The following is a 15,151-nucleotide window of genomic DNA, read 5'->3' on the forward strand; positions in this document are numbered from 1 at the left end:
ATTGGCCGTGCTCTCTTAAACGGTGCTATCTCAGGTAAGTAGCTGCCTGGTTACCTGCGTAATCCTCAATCACAAGCTTAAGCTTGCTTGTAGTGGAAGACGGGGTAAACGTGAGTTCTCCCAGCTTGGTTCTTCCTCTTAAAATGTAAGGGAATTTCTTCGGCACGTAGGTGACACCAAATTCCAATGGAACATTATCCTCATAGACATAGAGGTAATGCCAATCCTTCAGAGTTGGAAGAGCCAGCGTATAAGTGTTGCCTTTTACAGTCACCATCTCTTTGGGGTAAGCCTCCACCTGTTTGTCGGCCAGGCGGCCACGATAAGTCACAGGAGTCTTCCCGCTCGCAGAAAGGGTAAGAGTATACCGGTCCCCATTCACAGGAAGTCCGGTCAGCAAGACAGATCCGTCCCCGCTCGCCGCCGTTATTGTCTTCGTAAATGGATTGTCTGTATACTCTGTAGTCAATGTTATCGCTAAAGGTACAGACGGAGCCGCAGCAGGGTTGCTCCAGGATACGGTGGCTTCCCCATTGCTGTTAGGTTTGACAGAAATATGACTGACGGTGCTGTTTAGATCATAGTTCAGCTTAGCCGGCGCACTTTCCGTTCCGTCCGCTCCAACCGCCGTAAGTGTGAGCTCGCCCGCAGGTTTGTTCAGAGACTTGATATAAAATACAGAATCATAGATCCCGCCAATATAGGAACCATTCTCATAAAGATTATACTGCTTCACCTTGGAGTAATCCTGGATATCCCAGGAAACCATCATTTCCTTGGTATCCGTAAGCACCTTGGTCAGCTTGAAGCCAGTCGGCGTCTCTGGCCGGTCTTCGGAGCCATCTGTAAGCTTGATCTGCCCAATGTTCATTTGGTAGTTGTCCACGATTTTAGGCCCCTTCTCAAAGCTCAGGCCAATGGCTGCAATGGTTCTGTCTTTATACGGCTTCAAATCAAGCAACTGGGTGGTCCAGCCCTTTGTTTTGTCGCCTGAATTTGGAATTTTCACTTTCACGATCTTGTCAGGGTGATCCTTAAAGATAAGCCCCACGTTCATAGACGATTTGTCACTGGCTGAACTCTTGTTATAGGTGATGGACAGCTTGGAATCTTTGGCGACGGACAGCTCAGTTTTATATAGGCGCAGGAAGTTATCCGCGTCCAGCTTGCCGTTGACGACCAAAGAACTGCCACCGTTATACCCTCCGACAGGCTGATAGGTATAACGTTCCCCTTTGTTGTATTTGCTGCCATAGTCAAAATCAGCGGTCAGCTTGCCGCCCTTGTTATCCCACCACCACTGCCAGGTGACCGGAACATCCTGGATATTAATATTGGACCATTCCTTGCCATTCGAGACAGAGCCATTCACGTAGTACTCCAGTCCATGACCAGTATTGAAATTAGTGCCGAACTGGCTGCCCTGGATAACCGAGCGTTCCGTTATGTACGCGGCTATGCCATCCCAGTTCGCTCCGGAGGCTTTAACATCCGAAAGATCGACGTTCGCATTGCGCTCCGCACGGGAAGGGTCCTGGTTAGGCCCTGACCACCAGGCACGGTCCCGGACAAAGGTCATCCATTGGTAGTTGTCATCAGCTCTGCGGTTCATGTCGGTTCCGCCCATATCCTCATCCAGAGCATGGTGGGTGAAATCCGCCCCCAGAGTCGCAATACTGTTCATCGGCTGGCCCTGATCATCCAGATTCAGGCGGAGATCATATTTCTGCTTCCATCGCCCAAAATCCCCGTTACCGCCCTCAACTCCAGCAAAGACAGTCTTAAGCGAATCAAGTCCCAGGCTCTTGGCGTGCTCGCTGGACTGTTGGAGCTTGCTCTTGTTCCACCAGTAATTCAGGAATATGGAGTCGGATACCTGACCAAACTTTGGATCTTTTACAAATGGGCTGTTGTTTGCATTGAACTCATTCTGATATGCAATTTTTCCAGTGGAGTCCAAGATAGAGTCGTACCACTGAACATACATCCCTTGGTCGGTCAAGTACTTCATAAACTGCTTATACCTTGAAATATCCTCGGGAGCAACGCCTTTGGCGGCTTCCTCCTGGTTGAAGAAGTAACCGTCATACCCGTAGTATCGCGCCATCTCCACCAGTTTTTTGGCGGCTAGGAACTCTCCTTTACTGTCTTGCACCAGCAGCTGCTTATAGGTTTGTGGCCCACGGTCGTTATCCGAGAAAAAGATACAGGCGATGGAACGCACGCCATTCTTGTGAGCCGCATTCGTGTACCCGGGGTTAGGGATATTCAGTACCCCGAATTCAAACCATTTCTCCGTCCAGTCCTTATTCGGATCATATAATTCCTCCGGCACCTCTGCGGTAGGCATCCCGTGCCAAGATCCGTAGTAGTCCGTATACTGCCAGAAGTTGAACAAGTACTCACTAAATTCATTCGTATAAGAATAGCTATCAAAAAACGCATTGCCGTAGTCACCGCTCAAGGTAAAGTTCTGTGTCTTCGGGCTCAATGCAGGCTTAGCCTGTGTGGCCGGGAATGCACCAATCCGTTTCTGGAGTGGGACCCGGGCACGGAGCATATCCCCGTACACATCGCTTTCCGGGGTCCATTCCATAATATTAGAGCTGGTATACCCGTGCTGATACGGCTGATTGGCTCCCTTGGCACTTTCCCCTTGATAAGGCAGGGTATCTCCGGCGAGAGCCATTGGGGCGAAGGAGAAGCTAAGCATAGCTGAAGTTAGAGCAAAGACGGTAGATCTTGCCGCGATGAGCCTATGAACGCTGCGCAGTTTCATAATCTGTCTCCTTTCTGGTTTCACAAATATTTACTTAACCCTATGTCCGGCCCCCTTTTCTCTTTGGTAAATCTGCCGTGCTTCTGGAGCAGCCCCAGCAGTTATGAATAAGATAATTTATGTAAGCATTTTCAAATAGGGCGAAATTAAAGATATCCTGTTTAAAATATAGAAAAATCTAAAACCACTGCTAGAATTCATAGACCAAAACAGCGCTTACCCTAAACGGGAAGCGCTGTTTCTTAATCCTAAGTTTGTTAACGATTCGCAGCTCAGCAGTTAATAGATCAATTACAGCTGACTTGCAAGGTATTCTGCGAGCTGATCGAACGTTCCTCCAAATCCTTGTTTAACCATAGGAGCCATGCCATCGAATGCGGCCTGTTCTTCATCGGACGCGTTCAGCGGACCCCCTTGAAGTGTAAGCGTAGTCTGCCCGTCGTGTTCTTCGAGTGTAAGGATATTTATAATTTCAAGCGGCCAGTTAGGGTTGAACGGAGCTCGTACGGTGTTCCCCTGTTCATCGGAGAACGATTGAATGAAGACAAGCTTCTCTGGAACGGTTACTTCCTGATAAACGAACTTGCCCCACATGACTTGACTTCCATCAGGAGACTTCTGACAGCCCAGAAACATACCTCCCGGGCGTACCTCCATTTTGACCACTTCAAGCGAAAAGCCCTTCGGTCCCCACCATTGTCCGAAATGCGCAGGGTCTGTCCAAACTTTAAAAACCAGCTCCCGGGGCGCCTTAAAAACACGGCTCAACAGTAATCCTTGCTGCTCTTTGTTCTCACTCATAACATATCCTCCTCGAATTAGGGTAGACTCATCCTACGGTTTCTTTTGCAATTCTTCCAAGTAATCGGCAAGCCGGTCAAAACGTTCTTCCCACATAGACCGGAACGACTCCAGCCATTCGTCCATTTCTTGAAACGGCTCCGGTCGCAGATGATAAATACGGCGGTTCGCCTCTGCTTGAACTTCTACCATTCCGGCCTCATGCAGGACCTTCAAATGCTTGGACGTCTGCGGCTGCCGGATCTTAAGGCAATCCGAAATTTCTCCTACGGTTAAGGGGCCCTGCCCTAGCAGTTCAACAATCTGCAGTCGGCTGGGTTCGGCGAGCGCACTCAAAGTTGTCTGTTTCATTTACCCTTCCCCCGATTCATGACACTTACAGCGTACTTGAAGCCTGTTCTAACAGACTAGCCAGCAGGGCATAGTCCGGCGTGTCCCCCTCCCGGATTTTCAGCCATTTCCTCTCCGGCGGGCCATCGAATTCTTTAGGAACTTCCAGACCGGTAGCGTTCATAATCATAAAGGCGAGCGCATCCTTTGATGGTGAAATTACAGCTGCATAATGTCCATTCTTCAGGAAATGCGGCTTCTTATACTGAATCCGTTCTTCAACCTCTGGAATCACTTCGTGAACCAGATTCCGAAGCTTATTGCCCATTTCGACCTGCCACGGCTGACTAAGGTTCTCGATAAAAGAAACAACCTCTTGGCTCATATACACCCTCCAATATTGTAAGAATAAACCAATCTACTTCCTGCCCATAATATACCACACGAGGAATATTCCTTCAAGGGAATTTTCAAAAATATCCACGGAAAGTCCACCGCAAATTCTCAGTCTATTCACCTGGAATCTATACAGAAGTACTTTTTAGTATCGCCTAATACTTATGCCTGTGACTTGGTGAAATTTAAACGAACAATAATACGGCGAGTATCCCATGTAATTAGACAACTCGTCTAATGAGAAATGATTCTTTAAATGGTCTTCAATCCAATCAACCATACGCTGTGCCTGTTCACTCATGAATCTCACCCCTAGATGGAATTATAAGAGGTATTCATATCTTTCTTATGATATTTCTTGTGATATATAATAATCTTCACATCTGCGGATAGCTAACCCTTGTTACCCATGCGAAAAACACCTCCAAGGTTGTCTCCATATCTTATGACATGGCTGCATTCTCTTGGAGGTGTTTTAATTGGTTTCACTTCATAAGGTCATCTATACCAAATGAACTTATGAAGGTTATACTTCTTGAGCGCTGCGATGCCGAGTGTTCTTACGACCCCTGTTGTCTCCGAAATCCTTGAAATAGATAACCAAGTAGGAGCATTTGGGAGACAAAGGCGGACGCTCCGCTTCTTCAGAATCACTCGGTCTCTCTGCTGAGATCGGTTAATTCTAAAGTTCATTTTATATAGCTTCATCAAACTTCAAAAACTTTTTGACGACCTCCAAAAATGCCTCTAATTTAGAACTATGAACATCGTGTCCGGCACCCTCTATGGTCACTAGTTCACAAGCCGGAATTAAATCACAAACCTCTCTCAATTTATCCTGGGGTACATGACTGGTAGCCCCGCCCCCAATAATGAGTGTGGGTGCAAGTATTTCAGGGAGATCCTCCCACCATTTGGGATTAGGTTCATTGAGCTGCTGCAGAATTGAAGGGACCACAGTCCAATCAAAGGTTAGAGGCTCAGAGGGCTCAGGAGGGATTTCAATCTTTGTATCCAAATATGGTGGCGGTGTATCCTCGACGATCAAGCGTTCTATTCTCGATGGATACCTCTCCGCAAAGAGATAAGATACGGTTCCCCCCATAGAATGTCCTAGCAATGTAAACTGTTCTATCCCTAAGGCATCTGTAAATAGGAGAAGATCCTCACACATGAGCTCAAAAGAGTACAACCCTGCTCTTGCACTGCCGCCGTGCCCGCGTTGATCCAGACTCAGCACCCTGTATTTTTGACCTAATACAGCAGCAACCTCATCCCAGGATGCGGCATTCCGGCTTAAAGCGTGAAGACAAATCAGCGGTGGTGCGGACACCTCTCCAGTCTCCCGATATTGAAATAGCTGACCATTCAGCATAACTTGCTTTGCTTGTATTTTCAGCATTCGTCTTCTCCCCTTCCTTATCGTTCAGATGATAGGACACAGAACTGCTCAATGATTTGCTTTTTCATTTCCTCAACAGGGTACTTCTCGGGATATATGGACATCATTAGCATCGTACCGTGCAGAGTGGACGAGAAGTATAGTGATTTTAATGGCGCATTCGCACCCTCCAGCTCCGCAAACATCCCGCACTGCACCTCAAATTGTTCGGCCATCGCTTCATTGAGCATTTGGCTGTATTTGGACAGAACTTGATCTTCTTCAGGCTGTGTCTGTAAATGTAAATAAAACCGGTACACCTTGGGCCGCTGCCCAACATTATCAAGAGCACCCTCAATGATGTGTTTCAACTGTTCAGCTGGGGAACTTAGGGCGGCAGCTGTCTGCATCACTTGGGTGATTTCATCGACCCGGCAGAGAACCATCTCGTTTAAGAGCTCCTCTTTTCCCTTGTAGTAATTGTAAAGCAATCCTTTGGAAACACCGGCTCTTTTGGCTATATCATCAATCGAAGCATCATGGTACCCCCGCTCGATAAAAACCTCCATTGCCGCATTTCGAATATTCTCTTTGGTGGTTTGCCGAATTCGGTCGTTCTCTTCCCGTGTTCTTGGCATTAATCAAATTTTCCCTTCTATAAAATCATCAATATGCCTGGCGAGCTCATCTGCATGGGTCAAAGTAAGCATGTGATCTGCCCTATCCATTTCAACAAACCGGATGGCAGGAATCCGCTTGAATTGCTCCGCAATCTTGAACATTTCCGGCCATTCAACGGTACCATGAATAAACATCGTCCTGACTGCAATCGACTCGAGCCTTTCAATTGCCGGCGGCTCAGGCCAGATGACCTCAAAACTCTTCCATTCGGTAAATACTCTTGTCATGTATTGGGTGGTCATTTCGCGAAGGAAATCCCGGTGAGGTCCAGCCATTGTGATACGGTAATTGGGACCAGCCAGGGATAGCTCCACCAACCGGGATACATCTGGAGCAGCCGAATTCACCGACTCCATCCACCCGGTATATTCCGGGGACGGTACAAAACCCGTTAACCAAGGGGCTACTACAACCAGCCGCTCCACCATCGAAGGATACGTTAGCGTAAAGTCCGTCACCGCCTGACCGCCCATAGAATGGCCGATAAGAGTAACCCGCTCTAATCCCAAGTGCTCCAGCAGCATCCGCAGATCCTCCACCAGATTTATCGGTGTCTGAGGAGCAGGTGAGTGTCCGGTTCCTCGGCCATCAAACGTAATTACTTTGTAGGTTTGAGCTAACCTTGGAGCTACGTACTTCCACTCCCTCGAATCAACACCAGGGCTGTGTAACATGACTAGCGGCAAGCCTTCTCCTTGAATTTCATAAAAAAGATCCAAGATAAGTCCCTCCCCGTTTTACGTACTAAATATCTGCAAGTGTAGTTTAACTTATGACTGAACGTACAGTCAATACAAAAATGACCCCCTCCACAAGCGGAAACTGGATGGAAGCTGCCAAGGGCACCCTCAAGTCCCCAGATGTCAACAGTCTCACAAAAAACAGGAACTTTATTGCCCGTTTTCGAATTACCTGACCATTCAGCTTACTTGGAGTTTTCTCAGGATTTCGAGTAAAATGACGTTCAAACTGACCCATACTCCACCAAATACATATCCTGCAGCAACATCGCTAGGAAATTGGACCTGGAAATAAATCCGGCTTACTCCAACAAGCAGACATATGAGAATAACCACAACAGCAACCAAGAACCGTATGACCCTCTGGCCGTAATGCCGCAGCAGCAAAAAAGCGGAAAAACCGCAAACGGTAATCGATGTGAGCGTTTCTTTGCTGGGAAAGGTATTAAATAACTGATACCCCGCTGCCACCGGACCTGGGCGGTGAAATAGAACACGCAGCCCTTCATCAAGCAACTCTCCTCCGATCACCACCCAAAGCAAAAATGACAGCTCCAGCAGTTTTTCGCGGGCTGTAAGGGCAATCCATACTGCTGAAACAACAATAAGAGGTCCATACAAATATATTGAGCCTAATTTGGCAAAAAAGATCATCGGAACCTGCCAATGGGGTCCAAATACCGTGAGAACGAGAAAGGTGGCAACCTCATCAAATCGGTTAAATTCATGGGCCAGAAAGTCCTGAATGAGTCCCAGCATCAGGGAAACGAACATAACAAACGCGGCAAACGCAGCCAGAACCAAAAACCTGACTTTACCAAGCGAATGAAAACGCTGTACCCCTTGGGTAAGCAGCGTCATAATGGATGCGAGTACCCGCTGCTTATACCTCTTATAGATATAGAACGCCATAGTCAGCAAAGCAGAGGCAATCCCGAAGATGAGCATATAGTGGTTCACCGTACTATGATACATCTCCCATTTTGGCCCAAGCACCCTACCGAGCGAAATAAATAGACTGACCCAAAAGATTGCGCCGGGATACGCATACATGGCATATTTGCGAAATGGCAGGCGGGTTATCCCACAGAAATATCCGGTGATATGCCGGACCCCCGGAATGAAATAAGCGATAAACAATAATTTGTTTCCGAATTTTTCGAACCAGAGCGTCATCCTTGCCAGCTGCTCTTCACTCATATGAATGCGATGACCATACTTCGTTATGAAGGGTTGACCCAACCGGTAACCGACCCAGTAAGAAAGGGTTATGCCGGCTGATACGCCGGCACCCGCTGTTACGATACTAAGCAGCCAGTTTAATTTCCTTTCAAAAACAAACAGTCCGGTATAACTCATCATCATTTCACCTGGGAGGGGTAAAGCAAGCATTTCAAGAAATAAGGCTATGAAGATCAGTCCGTATCCGTAATGTGCAAGCCAAGTCAATATATCCATGAATTCCCCTCCTTTTCCAATAGTTTGTTCGTTATTGCCAAATTAAATCCACTTTCCTTGATTTGAGGAAGCCGACAAGATACAAAGACACTCCTGACATAATGTTGTCAGGAGTGTCTTTGTATAATCAGAATCAACCTTAAGTATTCACCATGTCATTATTGAAAGGATGATTTCTTTTGAATTTCGCTTCTGTGCGTATTATTACTAACGACTTGGATCGACTTGTCACGTTCTATGAACAAGTCACAGGTGTTTCGGCTGAGCGCCCCGCGCCAGTCTTCGCTGAGTTCGTCCTGCCATCCTGTACTCTGGCGATCGGCCACTCCCAGACAGTGCAGCTGTTCGGCGCTGGTTCCGTACGCGCCGCCGACAACCACAGCGTAATCATCGAGTTTCGCGTCAATGATGTCGATGCCGAATATGTACGCCTGAAACCATTTGTAAACGAGTGGGTGCAAGAACCCACCACGATGCCCTGGGGAAATCGCTCTGCACTGTTACGCGACCCTGACGGCAACCTCGTAAACCTCTTCGCGCCGTTCACCAAGGAAGCGCTTGATCGATTCAAGGACAGACCTTGACTGACAGTGTCCCTGCACTAAGCGGACTATAGTGTTCGCCCCTGCAAAAGCCCCGACTTGGAATATTAGGAATTCCAAGCCGGGGCTTTTGCACTCTTTTGGATAGGAATACTCGCTTACTCTTCATTTCCCTCATGCCGGGGACTTTTTCTATTGCGATTAGGATCTTTCTTATCCAATAATAGCAGTTGCCTGGCAATTGTATAACCTATAAGGAATGCAGGTGCTGAAACATTACCGTCCACCGTAAATGGAATAATAGAAGCATCGGCAACAATTAAATCCTTCACCCCGTGCACGTTCCCCCTTCGATCAACAACTCCTCCTCTATTTAAAGGGGCCATACGTAATGAACCCTGCTGGTGATGATTATGGTCAAAGTTCTCTTTAATAAACTCCTCCAATTTCAAATCATCATCAATGGTATCGGTTGTTGGTGAAATAAGCTGGTACGAGGGGTCGATGGACGCGAGCTCTGCCGCTATGTTTTTAACATAAATTCTGTAGATATTTTTTACTGCCTCCATGTCATCCGGGTTGGCCAGAAATCCTTCATCAGCAAGCACAATTTTTAGTGGATCATTATTTTGGATTTTAATGAAGCCCCGGCTCTTGGGACGTAAGTACAGAATTGCCAAGGTTAAATTGCTGCCAGAACCAATGCCAATAAGTTGAACAGCCCGACGGTTTCCATTAGCCTCTGTAGGATCAGGCAAAAAAGCGCCCCCTGTATAAAGAGCATTCGGATCATTCGCAGGCAGGGCGTTATCATTTGGATTGGTTGTGAAAACCGCAAAGTTAAGCGTATGATTCCTCAACCTCTGGCCTACGTTTGAATTATTAAAAATAACAGGGACACCTGCTTTTTTCAGCAGTGCAGCCGGTCCGATTCCAGACAGCATAAGCAGTTGAGCGCTATTAATGCCTGCTGATAAAATGACCTTTTTCCGTGCGTAGGCGCGCATGCGCTTCCCTTCCTTAAGGAATTCCACTCCTGAAGCACGCTTATTGGCAAAAAGCACACGTAAAGCCGTCGATTTAAAGAATACTCTTAGCTGCCTGCCGTTTACACCGCGACCGGAAGGAGTCATGATGTCCGGGGAGAAAAAGGCCGTTGAAGAATTCTCCCTGCGACCGCTCGGATCTTGATACAATTGCCACCGGGTAAAAGGACCAAGAGAGGTTTTAGGGTCATTATAATCAAGAATCTCCGGAAAACCTGTTGCCTGCTCTATAGCCGCAGTGAGCTTTTCAGCCATAGACGTTGGATGTTCTGGAGCTTGCCTGATATCGATCCGTCCACGGAATCCCCGTGCTCCTGGGTTATTAGTTTCACCGTTATACTTTTCTAATCTCTTGAACCGGCGTATCGCCCGTCTGGGTGACCAAAGCGGGCCCAAAAGCTTTTCCCATTCTCTAAAAACAGCTGATGTAGGCCGTACATACTGTTCCCCGTTAATCGAAGACCCCCCACCTAAGAGCCGTCCTGTGGTCCATTCAAATGCTCGTTCATCCAGTCCTTCTTGGGGAATGCCTTCCCCTTGCCAAAAGTATTGGGGGAAAAATTGTTCCTCCAACTCAGGCGCAAATGTAGAATCCCTAATCGGTTTATCTTTATCGTTGTTCTCGCCGGCTTCCAAGACAAGAACCGATGATTGTTTATTATCACTAAGTAATTTTGCGATGACTGCACCAGCCGGACCTGTTCCTACGACAATGTAATCAAAGGTCAATTTCCTATTCATCAAAGCTCCCCTTGTTATATGGACTACTGTCAGAATATTGCTTCTCCCTGTCCTAAGTTCCTGAGCGGAATCAAAAAAGATCCGCCTCTGGCGGACCGGTTGTCATTTGCAGCTGGGGGATAACATCAGCATGAAAAAGCGACCTCCCACGGCCGCTTCTCTCAAGGTACTATCAAATTATACAACTAACTATGTGCTCTTCTTTAATCTACTATTGATTCCATTGCGGCGAATGAAGTGCTTGCGCTTAACAAACAATTAGCCTAAGAAAGCAATGGAGCGTTTGACTTTCTTTGCAAATGCAATGGGATCATCGATCGACTCCCAGTGAACATACATCAGACGCGGTTTATCAAACAACCAGTGATTATGAACTGCCGTTACTTTAATCCCGTTATTCCGAAGATTTGTCAGCAGCCGGTTTACTTGACCTTGGAAGAGAGCCGTCTCTCCTAAACAGAGTGCACGACCTGAGCTGTTCAGGGATTCGAATGAGAATAGTTGGTAGCGGACCAAAGGAGAAGTGGTACGTCTTCCTAAAATCGTTGCATTAATTCTCCGATTTCTGGACACAAAACAAACCGGACCTTTTGTAATTTCATGCTCCGTTCCACCTAAAATAGTTGAAAATTGGTTACATAGTTTTTTAAAGCGAGGACTTGCTTTAACTTCTGCCATACGAAATCATCCTCTCATTAAATGATTTAAACTCAGGCCGATAGCTCAACGGTATTAACCTAAAAATTTTATGGATTCTTTTGTTTTTCTTGCAAAGGCAACAGGATTATCAATGGATTCCCAATGCATATACATTAAGCGGGGTTGTTCGTTGAGCCAATGGTTATGAACCGCGGTTACTTTAATCCCGCGCTTACGGAGATTTGACATCAATCGATTAACCTGATTTTGATGTACGGCAGTCTCACCCAAACAGAGGGCACGGCCCGACTTATCAAGCGACTCAAAGGAAAACATTTGCATTTGAACCAAAGGGGAACGTGTTCTTTTTCCCAAGATAGTCTCTTTCAGATTCGTCATCCGGGTGACAAAGCAAACCGGGCCTGCTTCAACCTCCGATTCGCCTCCTAATATTTTTCCAAATTGCATACACAGTCTTTTGAATTGTGAGCTAACCTTAACTTTTTCCGCCATTCCAAGTCCTCCTTTAATCAAATTCTAAGTATTCTATGATCAAAGAGGAGGATTGTATTGGACCAATTACTTATGTTGAACACAATCTTTGAGAAGCTGGCAAAGGATCACCAAGAGCTCACTTGAGATGCAAACCAATACCGTTCATTACATAGGAATGAACAACGTTTACAAGGAAATCGGCTCGATCCATTTCCCCATCCTTTAACCAGCAGTGGGCAGCACCATAAATCGCGGAGCCCGTCATGGCCGAAATGATTTTTAAATGGTGGTTGACTTCCATTTGGTGGATATTTCCTTTTAAAAATATATTTTCTATCGTTTGCTGCAGCAGATGTTTTATTTTATCATCAACGATCTTAGCAATAGACTTGGAATCCATTCTGCATATCTTGTAAAAGTCAACGATATAACGATAGGTCAGCAGGATCAGCTGGTCGCATACTTCCCCTGTAAACTCCTTCGCATTCGCCACATCTTCCGGGATCATCCCGCGAAAAGCCTGTTCTATGGTCTCTTCCAGCAAAGCATATTTATCTTCATAATGCGTATAAAAGGTAGCTCGATTAATGGTAGCTTTTTGTGCTATATCTTTTACGGATATGGATTCAAATCCTCTACTCCGCAACAATTCTCTAAATGATTCCATTATCAACTGTCGTGTACGCAAAACTCTTGGATCTTGCAGATTAACCATATCCATATCCCCCTTCTTAAACATCAAAAATCACAATGTGTTGTCTAAGCAACCTTTCCCTAGGTTTGTCTGTTGAATTCACATGAACCCTGCAATAATATGTTACAGACGACAGTGTTGTTTAAGCAACTTATGACTAAATTCGCTGAAAGGAACGAACAAATGAACATCCATCAAGACAGACTCCTAATTGTTGGTGCCGGTGTGATTGGCAGTGTATACGCTCTGCGATTTGCGCAGTACGGACTGGACGTAACCATGCTTGCGCGTGGACACAGGCTGGATGTATTGAAGAAGGACGGGCTGAGATACAACGATAACGGGAAGATCAAGCAGATATCCATCAAGACGATAGAAAAGCTTGAAAACGATGATATTTATGATTACATTTTTGTTCCTGTACGTTATGATCAGGCCGAATCTGCACTAACTTTGATTAAGAATAACCAGAGCAGAACCATTGTGACCTTGACCAACACCGTTGGATATGATGACTGGCTTGAAATTGTGGGTGACCGTCTACTCCCAGGATTCCCGGGTGCGGGTGGGGACATAAAAGAGGACGTTCTCTACGCCCAATTCGGATCGGAAAAGCATCAAGGGACCATCTTCGGTGAAATAAATGGACGGATAACCGAAAGAGTGCGAGAACTTGCTCATATATTTAAGTCAGTGGATTTGCATTATGAAATCCAACAAGACATTCTGGCATTCCATATTTCGCATACTGCGATAGCTATCACCAACAAATATTTCTATACCCATGACGGAATGGTCGATTTAGAGACAGCGAGAAGTGCAGACATTCTCATTAAGATCGCAGCCGATATTAAACAAAACATTCACCTGTTAGAGCAAAACGGAATTCCGGTAATCCCACCTGAAACGAAGAGGATGACGGAATTGTCAGACAACGATATTATTTCCGGGTACCGTCAGATGCTGAGTAATGACTTTATCATTGATGTAAAGCTGGGGAACCATGCTATCCGTCAAAAAGCAGAAATCATGCTGCTTGATGAGATGTTTCACAAAAAGCTGTCTATCCAGCGATAACAATCTGGATTATTTTGGGCTGTAAAATAGTCTCTTGTCTCCCAGATTAGATGGTTCTTCTGCTGATCAAGCTCTAAATTTTAACTTCATGTGTTGTCTCTATTAAAAAACTAAAGATCCGCTTGGTTAGCGGATCTTTAATACAAAATTATGGCTCCCTATACTCTTAGCGATGCTCTCCGAGCATAAATTGATGAACTACCGCTTTGTCCTCATCCCCAAGCTCCCTGCCGATACATTTAGCCCATTCGCGCTCAATAACCTGCTTATTGTCTTTAAACTTAATCACCAGCTCTGCCAACACACAAGACTCGTTGATATCCTGCCAGAACTCTTCTGCAGTTACTGGCCTATAATGTGACTCAATGTACCATGCTGCTGGGTACTTCTTTATCTTTTCAACTATTCTGAGAAAATCTCGTGCCGCATAGTATCTAGGGCCATCGTAAATGGCTGGCCCCAGTACATCGCCAAGGAATAGCACCTTCTCCTCTGGAATGTACATGACACAAGAATCTTGTGCATGAACACCGCCAACATGCTGTATGTGACAAGATACGCCACCTAGATAGAGTGTTATGGAGTCCGTGAAAGTAATGTCCGGCAGCTTAACCTGGATAACCCGTTCTACGCCTTCATATTCCTTTTTAATGTAATCCGCACAAAATGCAATCTCTTGTCCTTGCCTGACTCGTTCATCCAACGCTTCATCAGACCAATCTAACCCCAGCAGCGGTTGAAGCGCTTGGTAGGTCAGTCCGGTAGCGATAAGCGGTGACAACGGATCATAAGCCGCACCAAAACTATGATCCCAGTGCCAGTGTGTCAACGCGGTCATCGAAGATCGAGTGGAATAATTCTTACCCACTGCTTCTCGGAACGTCTTCGCATGACGCTTAGAGTTGCCTGCATCTATGTAGAGAGTCTGTTCCTCGCCTAAGATTGCCCCAAGAATAGGACGATCAACAGTACCGTCAGCTGACATGTATACAAAACGATTAGTTAGCTGGTTAATCATATTAATGTTCTCACCCTTATCTTTGCTATGACTTCAATCCCGTTTTTCCGTCCTTTAATACGAATAAGAAACTGCCTTCTCCAACACCCATTCTATATTGTTTAAATAATATCATAAACCTCTCGGTCGAGCGTCTGAAGGGCAGTCTTATAAGATCGTTTTTTTGATGTTGTGGTAAAGAGAAGTAAGTAAAAGTCCTGATAGTAAGGGAATTAATAGTGATTTATATAATGTGTACACATTTAAAGGTTTGCCTCCGGCTTCCTTCAGATTCCACCCCGCTGCGGACACCCTTGCCTTCAGCTAACAGATCCTACTGCCAAGCCTGTAGCG

15 protein-coding genes and 1 pseudogene are annotated in these 15,151 nt (G+C 45.9%); 2 read left to right on the forward strand and 14 right to left on the reverse strand.

Translation table 11 applies throughout. The annotated features are described in order from the left end of the window. Positions 1-25: 25 nt before the first annotated feature. The 9 genes and pseudogenes from BN6628_RS21140 to BN6628_RS21175 form a co-directional block, all read right to left on the reverse strand. Positions 26-2,779 carry an endo-beta-N-acetylglucosaminidase gene (locus BN6628_RS21140; RefSeq protein WP_068620282.1) on the reverse strand — a complete coding sequence of 918 codons (2,754 nt, stop codon included), beginning with the start codon at positions 2,777-2,779 and terminating at the stop codon, positions 26-28. A 291-nt stretch (positions 2,780-3,070) separates the two neighbouring features. Then, positions 3,071-3,580: an SRPBCC family protein gene (locus BN6628_RS21145; RefSeq protein WP_068620283.1), complete on the reverse strand. Its 510-nt coding sequence runs from the start codon at positions 3,578-3,580 to the stop codon at positions 3,071-3,073. Between the two features lie 33 nt (positions 3,581-3,613). Then, positions 3,614-3,931, reverse strand: coding sequence for an ArsR/SmtB family transcription factor (locus BN6628_RS21150; RefSeq protein ID WP_068620284.1), 318 nt, complete (start codon positions 3,929-3,931; stop codon positions 3,614-3,616). A 25-nt stretch (positions 3,932-3,956) separates the two neighbouring features. Further along, positions 3,957-4,295: a DUF1801 domain-containing protein gene (locus BN6628_RS21155; protein ID WP_068620285.1), complete on the reverse strand. Its 339-nt coding sequence runs from the start codon at positions 4,293-4,295 to the stop codon at positions 3,957-3,959. Positions 4,296-4,454: 159 nt separating this feature from the next. Further along, a pseudogene (locus BN6628_RS26730) lies at positions 4,455-4,607 on the reverse strand (AraC family transcriptional regulator); the annotation flags it as partial. Between the two features lie 393 nt (positions 4,608-5,000). Then, entirely contained in the window at positions 5,001-5,705 is a 705-nt protein-coding gene (locus BN6628_RS21160; protein WP_187386182.1) for an alpha/beta fold hydrolase, read from the reverse strand. Positions 5,706-5,725: 20 nt separating this feature from the next. Continuing rightward, positions 5,726-6,325 (reverse strand): TetR/AcrR family transcriptional regulator, encoded by a 600-nt coding sequence (locus BN6628_RS21165; RefSeq protein ID WP_068620287.1) that lies wholly within the window; start codon positions 6,323-6,325, stop codon positions 5,726-5,728. A 3-nt stretch (positions 6,326-6,328) separates the two neighbouring features. Further along, positions 6,329-7,087: an alpha/beta fold hydrolase gene (locus BN6628_RS21170; protein WP_068620288.1), complete on the reverse strand. Its 759-nt coding sequence runs from the start codon at positions 7,085-7,087 to the stop codon at positions 6,329-6,331. 201 nt (positions 7,088-7,288) lie between these two features. Beyond that, positions 7,289-8,566 carry a bifunctional DedA family/phosphatase PAP2 family protein gene (locus BN6628_RS21175; protein WP_068620289.1) on the reverse strand — a complete coding sequence of 426 codons (1,278 nt, stop codon included), beginning with the start codon at positions 8,564-8,566 and terminating at the stop codon, positions 7,289-7,291. Between the two features lie 179 nt (positions 8,567-8,745). Between BN6628_RS21175 and BN6628_RS21180 the strand changes: the two genes are divergently transcribed. Beyond that, positions 8,746-9,150 carry a VOC family protein gene (locus BN6628_RS21180; RefSeq protein WP_068620290.1) on the forward strand — a complete coding sequence of 135 codons (405 nt, stop codon included), beginning with the start codon at positions 8,746-8,748 and terminating at the stop codon, positions 9,148-9,150. A gap of 116 nt (positions 9,151-9,266) precedes the next feature. Here the strand turns inward: BN6628_RS21180 and BN6628_RS21185 are convergent, their stop codons facing one another. The 4 genes from BN6628_RS21185 to BN6628_RS21200 all read right to left on the reverse strand — a co-directional run bounded on the left by BN6628_RS21185 (position 9,267) and on the right by BN6628_RS21200 (position 12,744). Next, entirely contained in the window at positions 9,267-10,895 is a 1,629-nt protein-coding gene (locus BN6628_RS21185; RefSeq protein ID WP_068620291.1) for a GMC family oxidoreductase, read from the reverse strand. Between the two features lie 258 nt (positions 10,896-11,153). After that, positions 11,154-11,573: a DUF1259 domain-containing protein gene (locus BN6628_RS21190; protein WP_068620292.1), complete on the reverse strand. Its 420-nt coding sequence runs from the start codon at positions 11,571-11,573 to the stop codon at positions 11,154-11,156. Positions 11,574-11,627: 54 nt separating this feature from the next. Beyond that, on the reverse strand, positions 11,628-12,047 hold the full coding sequence (locus BN6628_RS21195) for a DUF1259 domain-containing protein (protein WP_068620293.1): 420 nt from the start codon (positions 12,045-12,047) through the stop codon (positions 11,628-11,630). 118 nt (positions 12,048-12,165) lie between these two features. Beyond that, positions 12,166-12,744: a TetR/AcrR family transcriptional regulator gene (locus tag BN6628_RS21200; protein ID WP_068620294.1), complete on the reverse strand. Its 579-nt coding sequence runs from the start codon at positions 12,742-12,744 to the stop codon at positions 12,166-12,168. Positions 12,745-12,906: 162 nt separating this feature from the next. Here BN6628_RS21200 and BN6628_RS21205 point away from each other — a divergent pair, with 162 nt between their 5' ends. Continuing rightward, positions 12,907-13,800 carry a ketopantoate reductase family protein gene (locus BN6628_RS21205; RefSeq protein ID WP_068620295.1) on the forward strand — a complete coding sequence of 298 codons (894 nt, stop codon included), beginning with the start codon at positions 12,907-12,909 and terminating at the stop codon, positions 13,798-13,800. A 166-nt stretch (positions 13,801-13,966) separates the two neighbouring features. Here the strand turns inward: BN6628_RS21205 and BN6628_RS21210 are convergent, their stop codons facing one another. Then, entirely contained in the window at positions 13,967-14,818 is an 852-nt protein-coding gene (locus BN6628_RS21210; protein WP_068620297.1) for an MBL fold metallo-hydrolase, read from the reverse strand. Positions 14,819-15,151 lie beyond the last annotated feature (333 nt).

It is taken from the genome of Paenibacillus tuaregi (assembly GCF_900086655.1).
Lineage (GTDB): Bacteria > Bacillota > Bacilli > Paenibacillales > Paenibacillaceae > Fontibacillus > Fontibacillus tuaregi.

Coding starts and splice junctions, on each gene's coding strand:
- BN6628_RS21205 (WP_068620295.1), top strand. CDS start 12,907: ATGAACATCCATCAAGACAGACTCCTAATTGTTGGTGCCGGTGTGATT.
- BN6628_RS21210 (WP_068620297.1), bottom strand. CDS start 14,818: ATGATTAACCAGCTAACTAATCGTTTTGTATACATGTCAGCTGACGGT.
- BN6628_RS21140 (WP_068620282.1), bottom strand. CDS start 2,779: ATGAAACTGCGCAGCGTTCATAGGCTCATCGCGGCAAGATCTACCGTC.
- BN6628_RS21155 (WP_068620285.1), bottom strand. CDS start 4,295: ATGAGCCAAGAGGTTGTTTCTTTTATCGAGAACCTTAGTCAGCCGTGG.
- BN6628_RS21175 (WP_068620289.1), bottom strand. CDS start 8,566: ATGGATATATTGACTTGGCTTGCACATTACGGATACGGACTGATCTTC.
- BN6628_RS21150 (WP_068620284.1), bottom strand. CDS start 3,931: ATGAAACAGACAACTTTGAGTGCGCTCGCCGAACCCAGCCGACTGCAG.
- BN6628_RS21185 (WP_068620291.1), bottom strand. CDS start 10,895: ATGAATAGGAAATTGACCTTTGATTACATTGTCGTAGGAACAGGTCCG.
- BN6628_RS21145 (WP_068620283.1), bottom strand. CDS start 3,580: ATGAGTGAGAACAAAGAGCAGCAAGGATTACTGTTGAGCCGTGTTTTT.
- BN6628_RS21190 (WP_068620292.1), bottom strand. CDS start 11,573: ATGGCAGAAGTTAAAGCAAGTCCTCGCTTTAAAAAACTATGTAACCAA.
- BN6628_RS21200 (WP_068620294.1), bottom strand. CDS start 12,744: ATGGTTAATCTGCAAGATCCAAGAGTTTTGCGTACACGACAGTTGATA.
- BN6628_RS21195 (WP_068620293.1), bottom strand. CDS start 12,047: ATGGCGGAAAAAGTTAAGGTTAGCTCACAATTCAAAAGACTGTGTATG.
- BN6628_RS21165 (WP_068620287.1), bottom strand. CDS start 6,325: ATGCCAAGAACACGGGAAGAGAACGACCGAATTCGGCAAACCACCAAA.